16 protein-coding genes are annotated in these 16872 nt (G+C 68.0%); 8 read left to right on the forward strand and 8 right to left on the reverse strand.

Annotated elements, in window-relative coordinates; translation table 11 throughout:
• Positions 1–49: 49 nt before the first annotated feature.
• Together ABL312_RS10370 and ABL312_RS10375 are read right to left on the reverse strand one after the other, a co-directional pair.
• Entirely contained in the window at positions 50–1510 is a 1461-nt protein-coding gene (locus ABL312_RS10370; RefSeq protein WP_349357297.1) for a PleD family two-component system response regulator, read from the reverse strand.
• 17 nt (positions 1511–1527) lie between these two features.
• The gene (locus ABL312_RS10375) at positions 1528–1896 is read right to left on the reverse strand and encodes a response regulator (RefSeq protein WP_349357298.1); all 369 of its coding nucleotides are present in this window, start codon (positions 1894–1896) and stop codon (positions 1528–1530) included.
• A gap of 174 nt (positions 1897–2070) precedes the next feature.
• Between ABL312_RS10375 and ABL312_RS10380 the strand changes: the two genes are divergently transcribed.
• The 3 genes from ABL312_RS10380 to ABL312_RS10390 all read left to right on the forward strand — a co-directional run bounded on the left by ABL312_RS10380 (position 2071) and on the right by ABL312_RS10390 (position 4464).
• The gene (locus ABL312_RS10380) at positions 2071–2382 is read left to right on the forward strand and encodes a DUF3572 domain-containing protein (protein WP_349357299.1); all 312 of its coding nucleotides are present in this window, start codon (positions 2071–2073) and stop codon (positions 2380–2382) included.
• Positions 2375–3043 (forward strand): hypothetical protein, encoded by a 669-nt coding sequence (locus tag ABL312_RS10385; protein WP_349357300.1) that lies wholly within the window; start codon positions 2375–2377, stop codon positions 3041–3043. Before ABL312_RS10380 ends, ABL312_RS10385 begins: the two co-directional genes overlap by 8 nt.
• 65 nt (positions 3044–3108) lie before the next feature.
• Complete coding sequence (locus ABL312_RS10390; RefSeq protein WP_349357301.1) at positions 3109–4464, forward strand: DNA polymerase IV; 1356 nt, start codon at positions 3109–3111, stop codon at positions 4462–4464.
• Positions 4465–4496: 32 nt separating this feature from the next.
• Here the strand turns inward: ABL312_RS10390 and ABL312_RS10395 are convergent, their stop codons facing one another.
• Entirely contained in the window at positions 4497–5354 is an 858-nt protein-coding gene (locus ABL312_RS10395; protein WP_349357302.1) for a cell envelope integrity EipB family protein, read from the reverse strand.
• Between the two features lie 195 nt (positions 5355–5549).
• Between ABL312_RS10395 and ABL312_RS10400 the strand changes: the two genes are divergently transcribed.
• The 4 genes from ABL312_RS10400 (at position 5550) to ABL312_RS10415 (ending at position 8883) form a co-directional block, all read left to right on the forward strand.
• Entirely contained in the window at positions 5550–6014 is a 465-nt protein-coding gene (locus ABL312_RS10400; RefSeq protein ID WP_349357303.1) for a RidA family protein, read from the forward strand.
• A gap of 25 nt (positions 6015–6039) precedes the next feature.
• The gene (locus ABL312_RS10405; RefSeq protein WP_349357304.1) at positions 6040–6804 is read left to right on the forward strand and encodes a glycerophosphodiester phosphodiesterase family protein; all 765 of its coding nucleotides are present in this window, start codon (positions 6040–6042) and stop codon (positions 6802–6804) included.
• A gap of 145 nt (positions 6805–6949) precedes the next feature.
• Complete coding sequence (locus tag ABL312_RS10410) at positions 6950–8245, forward strand: GNAT family N-acetyltransferase (protein ID WP_349357305.1); 1296 nt, start codon at positions 6950–6952, stop codon at positions 8243–8245.
• Between the two features lie 197 nt (positions 8246–8442).
• Entirely contained in the window at positions 8443–8883 is a 441-nt protein-coding gene (locus tag ABL312_RS10415; protein ID WP_349357306.1) for an HIT family protein, read from the forward strand.
• Between the two features lie 13 nt (positions 8884–8896).
• Here the strand turns inward: ABL312_RS10415 and ABL312_RS10420 are convergent, their stop codons facing one another.
• The 5 genes from ABL312_RS10420 to ABL312_RS10440 all read right to left on the reverse strand — a co-directional run bounded on the left by ABL312_RS10420 (position 8897) and on the right by ABL312_RS10440 (position 14586).
• Positions 8897–9241 carry an AzlD domain-containing protein gene (locus tag ABL312_RS10420; protein WP_349357307.1) on the reverse strand — a complete coding sequence of 115 codons (345 nt, stop codon included), beginning with the start codon at positions 9239–9241 and terminating at the stop codon, positions 8897–8899.
• On the reverse strand, positions 9238–10065 hold the full coding sequence (locus tag ABL312_RS10425; protein ID WP_349357308.1) for an AzlC family ABC transporter permease: 828 nt from the start codon (positions 10063–10065) through the stop codon (positions 9238–9240). The genes ABL312_RS10420 and ABL312_RS10425 overlap by 4 nt, the downstream gene beginning before the upstream one ends.
• Positions 10066–10671: 606 nt before the next feature.
• On the reverse strand, positions 10672–13131 hold the full coding sequence (gene clpA, locus ABL312_RS10430; RefSeq protein WP_349357309.1) for an ATP-dependent Clp protease ATP-binding subunit ClpA: 2460 nt from the start codon (positions 13129–13131) through the stop codon (positions 10672–10674).
• A gap of 9 nt (positions 13132–13140) precedes the next feature.
• Positions 13141–13470: an ATP-dependent Clp protease adapter ClpS gene (gene clpS / locus ABL312_RS10435; RefSeq protein ID WP_349361387.1), complete on the reverse strand. Its 330-nt coding sequence runs from the start codon at positions 13468–13470 to the stop codon at positions 13141–13143.
• 804 nt (positions 13471–14274) lie between these two features.
• Positions 14275–14586 (reverse strand): phasin family protein, encoded by a 312-nt coding sequence (locus ABL312_RS10440; RefSeq protein ID WP_374730206.1) that lies wholly within the window; start codon positions 14584–14586, stop codon positions 14275–14277.
• A 630-nt stretch (positions 14587–15216) separates the two neighbouring features.
• Between ABL312_RS10440 and ABL312_RS10445 the strand changes: the two genes are divergently transcribed.
• Positions 15217–16848 (forward strand): serine hydrolase, encoded by a 1632-nt coding sequence (locus ABL312_RS10445; protein ID WP_349357311.1) that lies wholly within the window; start codon positions 15217–15219, stop codon positions 16846–16848.
• The last annotated feature ends 24 nt before the right edge of the window (positions 16849–16872 follow it).

The following is a 16872-nucleotide window of genomic DNA, read 5'->3' on the forward strand; positions in this document are numbered from 1 at the left end:
TGTCGGTGGGTAAGAGCGCCCGCCGGGCAAGGCCTGCGCCCGCCCGGTCTCAGCCGGTGCCCGTGTGACGCCCGCCCAGGGGCCCGGCGCGACCGGCCCGGCGCTCGTGGCCCGGCGCGTCCGGCGCGGCATCGGGGCCCTCGCCCGCGCCCCAATGGCGCACCACCCGGTTCCGCCCCGCCGTCTTCGCCTGATAGAGCGCGATGTCCGCCCGCTTGATCAGCCGCGCGCCGCTGTCCTTGCCGCCAAGCAACCCCGCCACGCCGACGCTGACCGTTACCGGCAGATGCCCCGCCTCCTCCGGCAGGGCGAAGGGCGCGCCCTCGATCACCGCCCGCAGCCGTTCGCCGACCTTTTCCGCCGCCTCGGCCGGGGTCTCCGGCATCAGGATGACGAATTCCTCGCCGCCGAGACGGCAGGCGAGATCGAGGCCCCGCGTATGCGCCTTGAGCCGGGCGGCGACCTCGGCGATGACCGCGTCGCCGGCGTCGTGGCCGTATCTGTCGTTTACCTGCTTGAAACGGTCGATGTCGATCACCAGCACCGACAGCGGCAGGTCGCCCTCCTGCGCCTGGCGCACGAGGCGATCCAGATGCGATTCGAGGTAGTGGCGATTGCGCAGTCCGGTCAGCGGATCGGTGATCGCCATGGCGATGGTCTGTTCGACATCGCTGGCCAGCCGGTCGGTCGCCCGCTTACGCGCGATCTGCGCGCGCACCCGCAGCAGCAGCTCGGTCCGCTCCACGGGACGCATGATGGTGTCGTTGACGCCCAGGTCCAGCGCCCGCATGACGCGGGTGCGGTCGTCGGCATCGCACAAGAGCACGATGGGCACGAGCCGGGTGCGCTCCAGCGCGCGCAATTGCGACACCAGCCGCAGCGGATCGTGCCCGGCAAGCCCGAGGTTGAGCAGCACCACGTCATAAGGGGTCTCGGCGGCATCGATCAGCGCCTCGGCCGGGTCGGTCTCCACGTCGACACGGGTTTCCTCGCGCAGGATCTCCGCGAGCCGCGCGTAAGACGACGGCCGGTCGTCGACGAGCAACACCCGGCCCGGCGCGGTGCGATCCGCCTCGACCGCCGGCGCAAGCCCGAACTGGGAGCCCGTCTGCGCCCTGAGCCGCAATTCGTCGGTGACCCGCTTCAGCGACACGAGGTTCTTCACTCGCGCGACCAGCGCAATGTCGTTGACCGGCTTGGTGAGAAATTCGTCCGCCCCGGCGCGCAGGCCCTTGATGCGGTCGTCGGCGTGATCAAGCGCGGTGATCATCACCACCGGGATATGGGCGGTGCGCGGATCGGCCTTGATGCGCCGGCAGACCTCGAAGCCGTCCATGCCGGGCATCATCACGTCGAGCAGGACGATGTCGCAGGGCCAGCGGGCGATGGTGTCGAGCGCGTCGGGCCCGCTCTCGGCCGCGCGCACGTCGAAGTATTCCGCGCTCAGGCGCGCTTCGAGCAGGCGGACGTTCGCCTTCACGTCGTCAACGACAAGGATCCGTCCCGTCATGCGGCCAATGTCCGGCGTCAGTCGCCCAGATAGGAGCGAACGGTCTCAAGGAACTTCGCGACGGAGATCGGCTTGGAGATATAGGCCTCGCAGCCGCCCTGGCGGATACGCTCCTCGTCGCCCTTCATGGCGAAGGCGGTCACGGCGATCACCGGAATCGTCTTGAGATCGTCGTCCTCCTTGATCCACTTGGTCACCTCGAGGCCGGAAACCTCCGGCAACTGGATGTCCATGAGAATCAGGTCGGGCCGATGGTCGCGGGCGAGTTCCAGCGCCTCCATGCCCGTGCGGGTCTGGAGCGTCTGGTAGCCGTGCGCTTCCAGCAGATCGTGAAAAAGCTTCATGTTGAGTTCGTTGTCCTCAACAATCAGCACCGTCTTTGCCATATCAGTCGCCTTCGTCCCCGCGCCGCGCCACACTTTGGCGCGCGTTTCCCCGTTCGGGCGGCACATCCTTCGCAGACCCGGGCAATCCTGAGCAGACCCTTGTGGCCTTGGCCCCTGTCCCACGATAGGTACCATATATCGTAGAGAGAATTCGTTTCGGAAAGGCAAACGCAAATGCGCCCTGGAGAGAGATCCCCGGTTTCATCGCAAGAGGCGGAGGCGCTGGCGGCCGATGCGCTGGCCTATCTGGCCGGCGACATGGAGCATCTCGGCCGTTTCCTGGCGCTGGCCGGCATCGGCCCGGGGGAGTTGCGCGACGCGGCCGGCGAGCCTGGGTTCCTGCTCGGCGTGCTGGAATTCTACATGGGCCACGAGGCGCTTCTGCTCGCCTTTTGCGAGGCGCGCGGCCTGCGCCCCACCGCCATCGCCATCGCCCGCCACCAGCTCGACGACCAGGGCCGCGCGGAGGCCGGCCTCGATGAGTGATCCGGCGCCCGTCCTGCCGGAAACGCTCGCCCAGATCCGCGCCCTGCCGCCGGGCGACCGCCCGCTTCTCATCTGCGACGTCGACGAGGTGGTGCTGCAGTTCATCGCCCATCTCGAGGCGCATCTGGAGACGCAAGGCCTCAGGTTCCTGAGCCACGCCTACAAGCTCACCGGCAACATCGCCCCGCGCGACGACGACGCCCCGCTTGCCGGCGACGCGGTGCGCTGCCTGCTGCAGACCTTCTTCGACGGCTGGGTCCACCGACAGGACGCAGTCCCGGGAGCCGCCGACGCGCTCGACCGCCTGTCGCGGCACGCCGACATCGTCTTTCTCACCAATCTGCCCGGAAGCTGGAACCGCGATGCCCGGCGCGCCGTGCTCGACCGGCACGGCATGCCCTTCCCCATGGTGACGAACACGGGTCCCAAGGGCGGCGCGGTCGCGGCCCTTGCCGCCCGGCGCCCCGGGCCGGTCGTCTTCATCGACGACAGCCCGACCAACATCACCTCCGCGCGTTCCGCGCTCGACGCTTGCGTGCTCGTCCAGTTCATCGCCGACCGGCGCTTCTTCGCCGCCGCCGACGCGATCGAGGGCGTGCATCTGAAAACCCATGACTGGGCGCAGGCGGAGACCTATATTTCGAAGGTGCTGTCCGCCTGACCGGCCCGCGCGCGCGGCGCCACCGGCGGCGGCCGCCTTGCCGCACACCCGGACCGCCGCGCAAGATGCCCACACCGCCCAAAGCCCCCGTCGACGGCCCGTCCGATGATCCGTCCACCGCTCCCCCGGCACCCGGGGCGGGCCGGGCGCTGTGCCGCGATTGCGGCGCGCGGCCGCCCGAGACCGCCCGGCGCTGTCCATCCTGCGGCAGTCCCCGCCTCATCGCCCATGCCGAGCTCGACGCGCTCGCCATCGCCCATATCGACTGCGACGCCTTCTATGCCTCGGTGGAAAAACGCGACAACCCGGAGCTCGCCGACAAGCCGGTGATCGTCGGCGGCGGCCAGCGCGGCGTGGTGTCCACCTGCTGCTACATCGCCCGCATCCACGGCGTGCGCTCCGCCATGCCGATGTTCAAGGCCCGTCAGGCCTGCCCCGACGCGGTGATCATCCGCCCGGACATGGCGAAATACGCCCGCGTCGGGCGGGAGATTCGCGAGCGCATGCGCGCGCTGACACCGCTGGTAGAGCCACTGTCCATCGACGAGGCCTTTCTCGATCTCACCGGCACCGAGCGGCTGCACCACGCCTCGCCGGCCGAGACCCTCGCCCGCTTCGCGCGCGAGGTCGAGGCGGAGGTCGGCGTCAGCGTGTCGGTGGGGCTCGCCGCCAACAAGTTCCTCGCCAAGATCGCCTCCGATCTCGACAAGCCGCGCGGCTTCGCGGTCATCGGCGCGGGCGAGGCCGCGGCCTTTCTGGCCGACAAGCCGATCGGTCTCATCTGGGGCGTAGGCAAGGTGTTCCAGAAGAAGCTCGCCGACGACGGTCTGCGCACCATCGGCCAGTTGCAGGCGCTCGACGCCACGGATCTGGCACGGCGCTACGGCGCCATGGGCCTGCGGCTCGCGACCCTTGCGCATGGGCGCGACGACCGCCGCGTTTCGCCGACACGCGACGTGAAGAGCGTGTCGAATGAAACCACCTTCGACACCGACATCGCCGACTTCGACCGGCTGCGCGCCCTGCTGCGGCGGCTGAGCGAGGAGGTCTCCGAACGGCTCAAGCATGCCGATCTCGCCGGGCGGACCGTGACCCTGAAGCTCAAGACGGCGGATTTCCGAATTCTCACCCGCGCCCGCAGCCTCTCCGCGCCGACCCAGCTCGCCGACCGCATCTTCCGCGCCGGCGAGGATCTGCTGCGCGGCGAGGCGGACGGCCGCCGCTTCCGGCTCATCGGCATCGGGGTGAGCGACTTCGCCGATCCCGTCCACGCCGATCCGGACGATCTGGTGGATCCGGCCGCCGGCCAGCGCGCCCGCGCCGAACGCGCCGTCGACGCGCTGCGCTCGAGGTTCGGCCGCGCGGCGGTGGAACTGGGGCTCACCAAGGCCGGCGATCCGCGCAAGCAGCGCGACCGCTGAGGCCCCTCAAGAGGGCCGGTTGTTCCGCCCGGTCACTCCGGACAGGGCACGGGATCGATCGGGGTCAGCTCCGACAGGCGGCCGCGCAGTTCGAAGTCGCCGTAGTCGAGCAGCAGGCGGCGGCTGACGCCATTTTCATAGAGCAGGAAGCCGAGCTGATAGGCGGGCGTGCGCTCGCCCTCGGTGTCGCTCTGCGGATCGAAATAGGCGATGGTCACCGGCCAATGCGCGTCGGAGCCGATCTTGGCGACCGCGTCATCCGCTTCGTCGCCCGGCTCGCCGGCGCCCTCCCGCCGCGGGCCGATCACCGATGTGGTCTCATAGATCTTGTCGCCCGATTCCGAGCCGTCGAAGACGTCGGCGATGAGGATCGTCTCGCCGGCTTCCGCGCTGTTCAGGATCGCGCGCATGTGCTGGGTCGGAAACAGCGCCTCGCCCGGCAGGGTCTCCTCGCGTTCCGTCGGTTTCTGCAGGGCGAGACGGATCCCGTCGTCCGCTTCGCGCTCGGCGCGCCCGCGCGTTTCCTCCGTCAGCTTGCGATTGACGAAGGTCTTGGACAGGAACTGGAAGGCCGAGGCGTCGGGCGTCTCGAAGGAGGTGGTCTGCAGATCGGTCACCCGCCCGCCGCCGCTGGCGTCGAGCACGCGGATCACGAAGCGGAAGGCGACGCTGTAGCCCTCGCAGGCCCCGCCGGTGAACTCATAGACCATCCGCCCCTCGACGCCGCTGAGGCCCGCGGCCTGGGAGGTCTCGGCGAGCGACAGGTCGTAGACGGCGCGATGCGTCAAAAGCCCGGCAGCGGCGGCCGGATCGAGCGGGGCGAGGCCCGCGATCCCGACAAGCCCCGCGATCCCTCCCGCCGCGACGGCCCTGCTTTGCGTCACACCCATGTTTGCCTCCTCGCTCTTCGCATCCCAGTCTTGCCGATCCGCGACGCGGGAACCAGCCCCTTCGCGCGCCCTGCGACAGGATATCCCCGCACGGGCCGCCGGACCGCTTGATGCCGCCCGGCATTTGCGCCACTCTCCGCCGCAAGGGGCGCGGGGGACGACGGTCGCCGCGCCCGCAACAGGAGAGGACGGACAATGTCGGGTGAAATTGAGGCACGGATCGAACGGCTCGGGATCACGCTGCCGCAGGCCGCCGCCCCGGCCGCCAACTATGTGCCCTTCGTGCAAAGCGGCAACCAGCTCTTCATCTCCGGCCAGATCCCGATGGGCCCGGACGGCCTCGAGCATCAGGGCCGCCTCGGCGCCGATTACACGGTCGAGCAGGGCCAGGCGGCGGCGAAGCTCTGCGCGATCAATCTGATCGCCCAGGCCAAGGCCGCGCTCGGCGATCTCGACCGGATCGTCCGCCTCGTCAAGATCGTCGGCTTCGTCAATTCCACCGCCGACTTCACCGACCAGCCCAAGGTCGTCAACGGCGCCTCCGACTTCATGGTCGAGGCGCTCGGCGACAAGGGCCGTCACGCCCGCTCCGCCGTCGGTGTCGCCAACCTCCCCTTCGGCGTCGCCGTGGAGGTCGAGGCGATCTTCGAAGTCGCCTGACCCCCTCCCCGACCGGTCCCGTCTCATGTCCGACATCGCCTGGCTGACGGCGCGCCCCATCGCGCATCGCGGCTACCACGCGGCCGCGCGCGGCTGCATCGAAAACACCCCCTCGGCGGTCGAGGCCGCGATCGCGCACAATTTCGCGATCGAGGTCGATCTGCAGCAAAGCGCGGACGACGTGGCCATCGTCTTCCATGACGACACGCTCGACCGGCTCACCTTCGACAGCGGACCGGTGCGCGCCAGGACGGCCGCGCAGCTCGCACGGATCCCGATGCGCGGCACCGACGACCGGCTGTGGACGCTGGATGCGCTGCTCGATCTGGTCGCCGGCCGCGTCGGCCTGTGCATCGAGATCAAGTCCCGCTTCGAGCGCCGCCCGAGCCCCGCCTTCATCGAAGGCATCGCGCGAAGCCTCGCCCGCTACGACGGGCCGGTCGCGGTCAAATCCTTCGATCCCGACCAGATGGAGATGATGCGCCGGGCCGCGCCCGCGATCCCGCGCGGGGTGCTGGGAGACGGCGCGCGCGATCTCGCCGAATGGGGCCGGGCGAGCCGGGTCGAGCGCTTCGCCCTGCGCCACATGCTCTATGCGCCGCGCGTGCGCCCGAGCTTCGTCTCCTACGCGGTGAAGGGGCTTCCGGCCTTCGCCCCGGCCGTGCTGCGCAAGGTCTTCGGCCTGCCGCTGATCGCCTGGACGGTGCGCACGCCGGACGACCGCACCCGCGCCGAGGCCTTCGCCGACCAGATGGTGTTCGAAGGCTTCGACCCGGACGCGGCGCGCTGACGTCGCACGCGGCACGGATCGCGCAGGGCCCGTAAAGTCAGGGGGGGTGTCTTTTGGTCCGCGCACCCTAGCTATCGTCGAGCGGGTGTGACCGGTTCGGTCCCGCACCGGCCCCGCGACGCAATTGCCATCCGAGAGCCTGCTCGTGACGATCCGCGACGACGACATCCAGGACTTCCGCCTGACGGCGATCACCGACATCCGCGACATCGACCGCGCCGCCTGGGACGCGCTGGCCAATCCGCGTTGGACGTTGGGGTCCGGCGGATGCCTCGCCCCGCGCCCGGATGCGATTACAGGTGCGGAATCGACGTGTGAAGACGCGGATTCAATCTCTCAAGCCGGTGACTCTCTACCTGAGAACACCGACTTCAACCCCTTCATCACGCACGACTTTCTCGCCATCCTGGAGGAAAGCGGCTGCGTCGGCGAGCGCACCGGCTGGCTGCCCCAGCACCTCGTTCTGGAAGACGGCGGCGGCACGCCGGTCGCCGCCCTGCCCTGCTATCTCAAGTCCCACTCCATGGGCGAATATGTTTTCGACCATGCCTGGGCCGATGCCTTCCACCGCGCCGGCGGCTCCTATTATCCCAAGCTGCAGGCGAGCGTTCCCTTCACGCCGGCGACCGGACGCCGCTTTCTGACCGGCCCCGGCGTCGACCGCGCGGCCGCCACCGCCGCGCTCGCCGACGGGCTCAAGGAGCTGTGCCGGCTGCGCCGCGCCTCCTCGGCGCACATCACCTTCCTGACGCGGTCCGAGTGGGACCGCGTGGCCGAGCGCGGGTTCCTCGCCCGCACCGACCAGCAGTTCCACTGGGACAATCCCGGCTACGCGGATTTCGACGCCTTTCTCGCCGATCTCGCCTCGCGCAAGCGCAAGCAGATCCGCAAGGAGCGCCGCGAGGCGCTGTCGGCCGGCATTTCCATCGAATGGGTGTCGGGCACCGATCTCACGGAAGCCCATTGGGATGCGTTTCACGCCTTCTACGAGGACACCGGCGCCCGCAAATGGGGGCGCCCCTATCTCAACCGCCGCTTCTTCTCGCTGCTCGGCGAGCGGCTCGGCGAGCGGGTGCTGCTGGTGATGGCGCGGCGCGAGGGCCGGATGATCGCCGGCGCGCTCAACCTGATCGGCTCGCATGTGCTCTTCGGGCGCAACTGGGGCTGTCTGGAAGACCACCCCTTCCTGCATTTCGAGGTCTGCTACTATCAGGCCATGGAGTTCGCCATCGCGCGCGGTCTCGCCCGGGTCGAGGCGGGCGCGCAAGGAGCGCACAAGCTGGCGCGCGGCTATCTTCCGCAGACCACCTATTCCGCCCATTTCATCGCCCATCCGGGCCTGCGCGAGGCGGTCGCCGATTACCTGGAGCGCGAACGCGAGGCGGTGGAGATGGAAAACGCCGCGATCCGCGCGCACCACACCCCCTTCAAGCGCGGTTGAACCCGCGCCCTCAAGCGATTCAAATGACTCACGCTTTCGCGCCTCTTGACTCAAAGTCTCAGGAGCGGTCCTGAATCGGTTTCTCAACGCCTTGAATCGCAGTGTGACCTTCAACCTGACTCGGAACGTGAAGACGCGGACACCCGTCCCCGTTCCCGCATCCGACCATCCGACCACCCCGACACCCGGAGACGCCCATGCCGCTCGGCCCCACCCCCGCCTATGACGACCAGAACGTCTTCGCGAAAATCCTGCGCGGCGAGCTGCCGAGCCACACCGTCTACGAGGACGACAAGACCCGCGTCATCATGGACATCATGCCGCGCGGCGACGGGCACGTGCTGGTGATCCCCAAGGCGCCGTCGCGCAACATCCTCGACATCGCGCAAGAGGATCTCAACGCGGTGATGGCGACGGTGAAGACGATGGCCCGCGCGGTGATCGACGCCTTCGCGGCAGACGGCACGACGATCCAGCAGTTTTCGGAACCCGCCGGGGGACAGGTGGTGTTTCACACCCATGTCCATGTGATCCCGCGCTTCGAGGGCGTGCCCCTGCGCCCGCACACCGGCGAGATGGCCGACAACGAGGTGCTCGCCGCCCACGCGGAGAAGATCCGCGCCGTGCTTGCGGAGTGAGCGAGCGGCCCGGTCAGGACACCGCGAGCCAACCGCCGATCAGCACGACTTCGGCGACGAGGACGCCGACCACCACCCGCTGACCCGCCAGCAGAAAGGCTCCGAAGCCCGAGGCGGCGGCGGCGAGACGCAACGCGACCGGCGCGGTTTCCAGCGCGCCGGTCGGGAACAGGATCAGCTTGGCGATCACGCCGGCGACCAGCGCCGTGGCGACCGCGCGCACGAAGATCAGCGCCTCGCTGTCCTCGCGCAGACGCCCGCTCGCCAGAACGCCGAGCCAGCGCCAGACGTCGGTCGCCAGCCAGCCGGCGACGACGATCATCACATAGGGCCACCACCAGGGATCGGCGAGCGTCATGCGATGCCTCCGCGCCGGGCGAAGCGCGTCGCGCCATAGGCCAGCGTCCCGCCGACGAGACCCGTCCACAGAAGATCGAGCCCCGGCGCGACGACGAAAAACACCGGCCCCAGCACGAGGCCCGCGAGCATCGCCGCCTTGTCCGCGGAGACCCGCGCAGCCCCCCACAGCGAACACAGGAAATAGACCGGTGTGAGCATGAACAGGGCACCGGCCACCATCGGCGGCATGCGCTCCACCACCAGATAGGCCAGCCCCGTCACGCAGAAGACGAAGGTGGTCAGGCTGCCGCCGAAGCCGAGAAAGAACGGCAGGCGCGCGGGCCGCGGCAGGTCCGGCACATTGCGCATGGCAAAGACCCAGGCCGTCACCGCGACGAAATGCGAGGCCACCAGCAACAGCCAGCGCGGCGTCTTGCCCTCCTCGCGCACCAGCGGCATCAGCGCCATGGTCATCGGCATGAGACGGACGGAGGCCAGCGCCACGGCAAGCGCGGCCGGCACCAGCCCCATGCCGGCGGTCAGCGCGCCGGTCAGCACCACGATGCTCGGCAGCGCCCAGACCAGCCCCGTCATCAGGAGCGTCTGGTCGAGGGTCAACCCGCTTTCGCGCGCCAGACCCGCATAGCCCACGAAGGCGGCGGTGAGGATCAGCGCCGGGATCGACACGGCCGCGCGCATGCCGCGAAAGGCCCATACGCGGGCCGGCAGCGCCGCATCGACCGACGCCGCGTCGGCGGAGGTCTGACCGGCACGGTGCGCGGCCCGATGTCTGGCACGCTGCTGGGAGGCCGGATCGGGGTCCGGCTCGGGAGACTCTACCATGCTGGAAACCGCCTCAGGAAAAAGCAAGGCTCCCTTACTAAGTGCGCGGGACGGGGCATGTCAAACGGCGCCCGCGCCAGGACGGATCGCCGTCGTCGCGCAGACGGGCATCCCCCGTCGGGCGCCGGCGTCGCCGCTACGGGCGGAGCACAGCTCTCCCGGATCGCGCTTGTCCAACGCGGCTCACGCAAAGCGCCCGTCAAAATGCGCCTGTCAAAATGCGCCTGTCACAAGGCGCAAGTCACAAGAAAGGAGCCGCGCCATTGGCGCGCCCTGAGCCTCATGCCAAAGGGTCGGAGCTCTCTTTGCGCCATCCATCCCGGGGCGCCATACCGAGGCGTCAAACCGGGACACCAAATCGGGACACCAAATCGGAGCGTCATACCGGGCAAGCGTCAGCGCGACCCGGTATCGGGGAGCCGAAAGCTTCGCTTCTTCCTGAGAGCACCCCACGCCCGCGCTCCGCCTCGCCGATCCCGGATCTCCGCGTCGCGGTGTCCGGGATGACGTCCTTGCGGGGCTTTGACCTTGCGGCGCCGTGCCGGCAGTCTGAGGGCGCGCCATCGGCGCGCCCTGCTGGATCCTCGTATCGCGGAGCGCGCCGGCTCAGTCGGCGAGCGGCACCTTGGGGACCAGGCTTTTCTTGCCGGACCCGCCGGCCTTGCCCGGCCCGCCCGCGGCGGCGCCGCCGCCGGAGCCGGTCTCGCCCTTCTTCGCCGCCGGCTTGCGCCGGCGCTTCGGCCGGGCCGCCTTGGGCTTGTCGGACTTCGGCGCCTTCGGCTTGACCGGCGCCTCCTCGATGCTCTCCAGCAACAGACCGCCGCCGTCCTCGGAGACCGACACCTTGACCATGCCGCCCTTCTTGAGCTTGCCGAACAGCACCTCGTCGGCGAGCGGACGCTTGATGTGCTCCTGGATGACGCGGGCGAGCGGACGCGCGCCCATCTTGTCGTCATAGCCTTCCGTGGCGAGCCAGGCGATCGCGTCCTCGGTCAGCTCGAAGGTCACGCCCCGGTCGGCGAGCTGCGCCTCGAGCTGCATGACGAACTTCTCGACGATGCGGTGCACCACCTCGGTCGGCAGATTGCCGAAGGCGATGATCGCGTCGAGCCGGTTGCGGAACTCCGGCGTGAACAGGCGGTTGATCGCCTCCGTGTCCTCGCCCTCGCGCCTGGCCCGGGCGAAGCCGATGGGCGCCTTCGCCATGTCGGCCGCCCCGGCATTGGTCGTCATGATCAGGATCACGTTGCGGAAATCGACCTGCTTGCCGTTGTGGTCGGTCAGCTTTCCGTGGTCCATCACCTGCAGCAGGATGTTGAACAGATCCGGATGCGCCTTCTCGATCTCGTCGAGCAACAGCACGCAATGGGGATGCTGGTCGACGCCGTCGGTCAGCAGACCGCCCTGGTCGAAGCCGACGTAGCCCGGAGGCGCGCCGATCAGCCGCGAGACAGTGTGCCGCTCCATGTATTCCGACATGTCGAAGCGCAGCAGCTCGACGCCGAGCGACTCGGCGAGCTGGCGGGCGACCTCCGTCTTGCCGACGCCGGTCGGGCCGGAGAACAGGTAGTTGCCGATCGGCTTGTTCGGCTCGCGCAGACCGGCGCGGGCCAGCTTGATCGCCGAGGCCAGCGTCTCGATCGCCGCATCCTGACCGTAGACGACACGCTTGAGCGTTTCGTTCAGGTTGGACAGCACCTCCTCGTCCGACTTGGAGACGGACTTCGGCGGGATCCGCGCCATCGAGGCGACCGTCGTCTCGATCTCCTTGACGCCGATGGTCTTGCGTCGCCGCCCCTCGGGCACGAGCTTGAGCGAGGCGCCGGATTCGTCGATCACGTCGATGGCCTTGTCCGGCAGCTTGCGATCGTTGATGTAGCGCGCCGACAGCTCGACCGCCGTCTTGATGGCCTCATTGGTGTAGCGGACCTTGTGGAAGGTCTCGAAGTAGGGCTTGAGGCCCTTGAGGATCTCCACCGCGTCCTCGACCGTCGGTTCGTTGACGTCGATCTTCTGGAAGCGCCGCAGCAGCGCCCGGTCCTTCTCGAAGAACTGGCGATACTCCTTGTAGGTGGTCGAGCCGACGCAGCGGATCGTGCCAGAGGCCAGCGCCGGCTTCAAAAGGTTCGAGGCGTCCATCGCCCCGCCCGAGGTGGCGCCGGCGCCGATCACCGTGTGGATCTCGTCGATGAACATCACCGCGCCGGGATACTCCTCGATCTCCTTCACGACCTGCTTCAGCCGCTCCTCGAAATCGCCGCGATAGCGCGTGCCGGCGAGCAGGGCGCCCATGTCGAGCGAGAAGATCGTGGCGTCGAGCAGCACGTCGGGCACTTCCTTGTCGACGATGCGCTTGGCGAGCCCTTCCGCGATCGCCGTCTTGCCGACGCCGGGGTCGCCGACGAACAGCGGATTGTTCTTCGACCGGCGGCAGAGGATCTGGATCGTGCGGGAAATCTCGGAATCGCGCCCGATCAGCGGGTCGATCCGGCCCGAGGCGGCCTTTTCGTTGAGGTTGACGCAATAGGCCTCGAGCGCGTCGGTCTTCTGCTTCGGCTTCTCGCCGACCTCTTCCGTCGCCGCCTCTTCCTCGGCGCCGCGCACGGGGCGGGCGTCCGACATGCCGGCGCGCTTGGCGATGCCGTGCGAGATGTAATTGACCGCGTCGTAGCGGGTCATGTCCTGCTCCTGCAGGAAGTAGGCCGCGTGGCTTTCGCGTTCGGCGAAGATCGCGACCAGCACATTCGCGCCGGTCACTTCCTCGCGCCCGGACGACTGCACGTGAATGACGGCGCGCTGGATGACGCGCTGGAAGCCGGCGGTCGGCTTGGAGTCGTCATCCCCGTCGATGACGAGGTTTTCCAGCTCGGTGTCGATATAGTCGACCAGGTTCCGCTTGAGGATGTCCAGATCGACATTGCAGGCGCGCATCACGGCGGCCGCGTCCTGATCGTCGATCAGAGCGAGCAGCAGATGTTCGAGAGTCGCGTATTCCTGCTGGCGTTCGTTGGCGAACGAAAGCGCCTGATGCAGCGCCTTTTCAAGGCTTCGAGAGAATGACGGCACGGGCGACCCCTATTTCTTTTCCATCACGCATTGGAGAGGATGCTGGTGTTTGCGCGCAAAGTCCATGACCTGTGTCACCTTCGTTTCCGCGACTTCATAAGTGAAGACACCACATTCCCCTACGCCGTGATGATGGACATGCAACATGATCCGCGTGGCTTCCTCGCGGTTCTTCTGAAAAAACCGTTCCAGAACATGCACGACGAATTCCATCGGCGTGTAGTCGTCGTTGAGCAACAGGACGCGGTAGAGGTTGGGCCTCTTTGCAACCGTGCGCGTCTTGGTGACAACCAAGCCGTCGGCATCGTCGCCATTGCCTCTGCGAGGTCCCTGCGTCATTTCCGCTCCATTGCTTCCGCGCACCTCCACGCCATCCCTCCAGCGTGACGCCGAATCCCGACAGCGACCCTATCATCCCGACCGCGAAGGCATCCCGCCGTCATCGGCGTTTTCCGTGCCCGAACCTGCCCTGCCCGAGCACGTCCGACCCGCGCCGTCCGCATCGCGGCGCGTTTCGGAAACCGGGCCGGAGACCGGGCATGCGCGACGCGCAAGGTCGCTCCCCGCGTTCCTTCGCGCCATCCACACCGCGTCCGTCACGCCATTGCGTGCCCTGCAAGCGACCGCATCGTCGGTCGCCTCCCACATGGTAGGACGCCATAGGCATGCGCCGAGATCAACCGGGCAGCGGGCGAATTCCGCGTACAATTCCATCATTGCGCGCGAGTCCCCGCAAGTCCCCGCGCGGAGCCGGCACCGGATCGGGCAGTGTATCGAGCGCGCCGCGTGGTCCGTCCCGCATGTTCCATGACATTGTATGTATGGCAGTTGGCGCGCACTGCAACGGGGCGCGGCATCACGACCGCTCGAGCACGGACGAGCGCTCTCGTCAGTGCGGCCCGACGAGCCGACCAGAACCACGGGCGCCAAAACCACAGGCGCCCAAGACAGGGGCGCAAAAATAGAGGCGCCCAAGACAGGGGCGCAAAAATAGAGGCGCCCAAAACAGGAGCGACAGCAGGCAGCCGCCAGACGGTGCGGCAAACGCAAAAGGCCCGGCGGATCGCCGGGCCTTTCGGAAACTTAATCGGCACGTGTCGCCGCAGGCGGCAACGCCTGTGCGAACGCGCCGGGGCGCGCGTCTTACTTCGCTGCCTTCGCCATCACGCCCTCGTAGGGCTTGTAGGCGTCCTTGGCGAGTTCGCTGTACATTTCGCCGATCTTCGTGACTTCACCGACGAAGCCTTCGTAGGCCGTCTTCATGTAGTCGCTCTGCGCCTCGAACGCCTTGTCGAGCGACTTGGCCGCGACGAGCTTCTCCATGGCGGCCGTGCCGTCTTCGAAGGACTTCTTCTGGTAGTCGGCGACTTCCGAAGCGATCGCCTGCATGCCCTTGGTCATGGCGCCGATGCTCTCCATCATGACGTCCATGTTGTCCTTGCCGAGCTTCTGCATGTCTTCGAGATTGTTAATCATGGTCAGCCTCTATGAATTGATGTGGCCCGCAGGCCTGTCCCGATGTAGCGCTGCGCTCTGTTGTCGCACCGTCGATGCCGGGGGTCCGCGGGTCCTGGTCCTGAACGACCGAAGTCGGCGCCGGCGTTTCTCGATACCCTTCCGGAATATATGCAGTGCACAAATTTGTCAACGTGCCATTTTGCGCTGCAATATAATCCTTCGACCTAAGGCTTTTCACGTGCTCGCGGCACGCCGCACGCGACACGGGGGTGTCAGGCACCCCGCACGCGCCGCGTCATCCGGCCATCCCCACCTGCCAGTCCCCACCCGCATGTGGATGAAGACGCGCGGGTCGATGTCGACGCGTTTGCGACGCCGATCGAGGTAACCGCGCATTAACTGCCTTTTGCGATTCTGACGCCACGACACAAATCGGACAAGCCGGCCGGATCACTGGTATCCCGGCAATGTCGAGCGATCGCGTTTCGAGTTTCGTAACCGTAATCGCCGCCGTGTCCGAGAAGCCCGAGAAAGCCCCTGACCGCCGGTCGTCACCGTCGCTCAGGGCGAGTTTGCAACACCTGACCCGAACGGGGTGACATTGTGCTGAGTAAAGGTGTTCGACGCGTGCTGCGCGTTCTGTCGACCGGTTCGCGCGCGATGCTGATCGCGGCGGCCGCATTCGCGACCACGGGGCTGGCCGCCGGCGATGCCGCGGCCAATCCGAAGTATTCCGGCATCGTGGTCGACGCCAAGACCGGGCGGACGCTGTACGACTACAAGGCCGACGTGAAGCGGTATCCGGCGTCGCTCACCAAGATCATGACGCTCTACGTCCTGTTCGAGGAACTGGAAGCGGGGCGCATGTCGCTGAACACCCCGCTCAAGGTGTCGAAATACGCCGCCAGCCGGCCACCGTCGAAGATCTACGTGAAGGCCGGCAGCACCATCCGCGTCAAGGACGCGATCCGCGCGCTGGTGACCAAGTCGGCCAACGACGTGGCCGTGGTCATCGCCGAGAACGTGTCCGGGTCGGTGCCCGCCTTCGCCCGGCGGATGACCCGCACCGCGCGCGCCATCGGCATGAAGAGCACCACCTTCAAGAACCCGTCGGGTCTGCCGAACCGCGCCCAGGTCACGACCGCCCGCGACATGGCGCTGCTCGGGCGCGCCGTGCAGGACCGTTTCCCAAAGTACTACAAATACTTCAGCACGCGCATGTTCAAATACAAGGGCCGGCGCTACGGCAATCACAACCGCCTGCTCGGCACCGTGAAGGGCGTCGACGGGATCAAGACCGGCTACATTCGCGCCTCGGGCTTCAACCTCGTGACCAACGTCAAGCGCGACCGCCGGCATGTCGTGGCCGTGGTGATGGGCGGACGCACCGGCGCCTCGCGCAACGCCCAGATGAAGAAGCTGATCGGCCGCTACCTGCCGAAAGCGTCGCGTGGCGAGCGCACCGCGCCGATGCTCGTGGCGCGCACCGGCTCGCGGTTCCCGCGCTTCGCGGAACTGCGGAATATCCCCAAGCCGGGCCACAAGCCCGGGCAGGCGCCGATGCTCGTGGCCAAGGTCGATGAAGTGCCCGACCGCAAGCCGGTGGTGCTCGTCAGCGACCGCCCGGAGCGCAAGCCGGAGCTGCGCGCGGCACCCGTGCAAACCGCCTCGGCCGCGGCCGTTGTGCCGGTTCCCCGCGCCGACATTCCGGTGGGGTCGACCGGGGCGGGTTCCGCATCGGGGAACATCGTGACGGGCTCGATCATTCCGGTCCCCCAGAAGCCGGACCTGAAGGCGGCGCTGGAACGCAAGTCCATGCGTCTGGCCTATGGCGAAGTGCCCGTGCCGCCGGCGCCGATCCGTACCGCCAGCGCGCCCGAGGTGCGCTCCGTGCAGACGCAGACGATCCGCATCACCGAGCCGTCCGCCCCGCCGGTCGCGGCCGCCGAACTGCCCGACGCCCCCGCCAACGCTTCGGTCACCGTCGCGGCCAACAACACCGCCGATCCGGAGCCGGGCTGGCAGATCCAGATCGCGGCGGCGGAGACCGAGGACGGCGCCATTTCCATGCTGAAGACGGCCAAGGGCCGCCTCGGCCCGGCGCTGCGCGGCTACGATCCCTACACCGAGCCGGTCGAGGCCAACGGCACGACGCTCTACCGCGCCCGCTTCGTGGGCTTCGAAACCAAAACGGCCGCCTGGAAGGCCTGCGGCGCCCTCAAGCGCGAGCGGTTCAGCTGCTACGCGGTCTATGAGTAACGTTGCCCCACCCACCAAATCCAA

The sequence above is a fragment of the Stappia sp. genome, from assembly GCF_040110915.1.
GTDB lineage: Bacteria > Pseudomonadota > Alphaproteobacteria > Rhizobiales > Stappiaceae > Stappia.

Coding starts and splice junctions, on each gene's coding strand:
- ABL312_RS10370 (WP_349357297.1), bottom strand. CDS start 1,510: ATGACGGGACGGATCCTTGTCGTTGACGACGTGAAGGCGAACGTCCGC.
- ABL312_RS10375 (WP_349357298.1), bottom strand. CDS start 1,896: ATGGCAAAGACGGTGCTGATTGTTGAGGACAACGAACTCAACATGAAG.
- ABL312_RS10380 (WP_349357299.1), top strand. CDS start 2,071: ATGCGCCCTGGAGAGAGATCCCCGGTTTCATCGCAAGAGGCGGAGGCG.
- ABL312_RS10385 (WP_349357300.1), top strand. CDS start 2,375: ATGAGTGATCCGGCGCCCGTCCTGCCGGAAACGCTCGCCCAGATCCGC.
- ABL312_RS10390 (WP_349357301.1), top strand. CDS start 3,109: ATGCCCACACCGCCCAAAGCCCCCGTCGACGGCCCGTCCGATGATCCG.
- ABL312_RS10395 (WP_349357302.1), bottom strand. CDS start 5,354: ATGGGTGTGACGCAAAGCAGGGCCGTCGCGGCGGGAGGGATCGCGGGG.
- ABL312_RS10400 (WP_349357303.1), top strand. CDS start 5,550: ATGTCGGGTGAAATTGAGGCACGGATCGAACGGCTCGGGATCACGCTG.
- ABL312_RS10405 (WP_349357304.1), top strand. CDS start 6,040: ATGTCCGACATCGCCTGGCTGACGGCGCGCCCCATCGCGCATCGCGGC.
- ABL312_RS10415 (WP_349357306.1), top strand. CDS start 8,443: ATGCCGCTCGGCCCCACCCCCGCCTATGACGACCAGAACGTCTTCGCG.
- ABL312_RS10420 (WP_349357307.1), bottom strand. CDS start 9,241: ATGACGCTCGCCGATCCCTGGTGGTGGCCCTATGTGATGATCGTCGTC.
- ABL312_RS10425 (WP_349357308.1), bottom strand. CDS start 10,065: ATGGTAGAGTCTCCCGAGCCGGACCCCGATCCGGCCTCCCAGCAGCGT.
- clpS (WP_349361387.1), bottom strand. CDS start 13,470: ATGACGCAGGGACCTCGCAGAGGCAATGGCGACGATGCCGACGGCTTG.
- ABL312_RS10440 (WP_374730206.1), bottom strand. CDS start 14,586: ATGCAGAAGCTCGGCAAGGACAACATGGACGTCATGATGGAGAGCATC.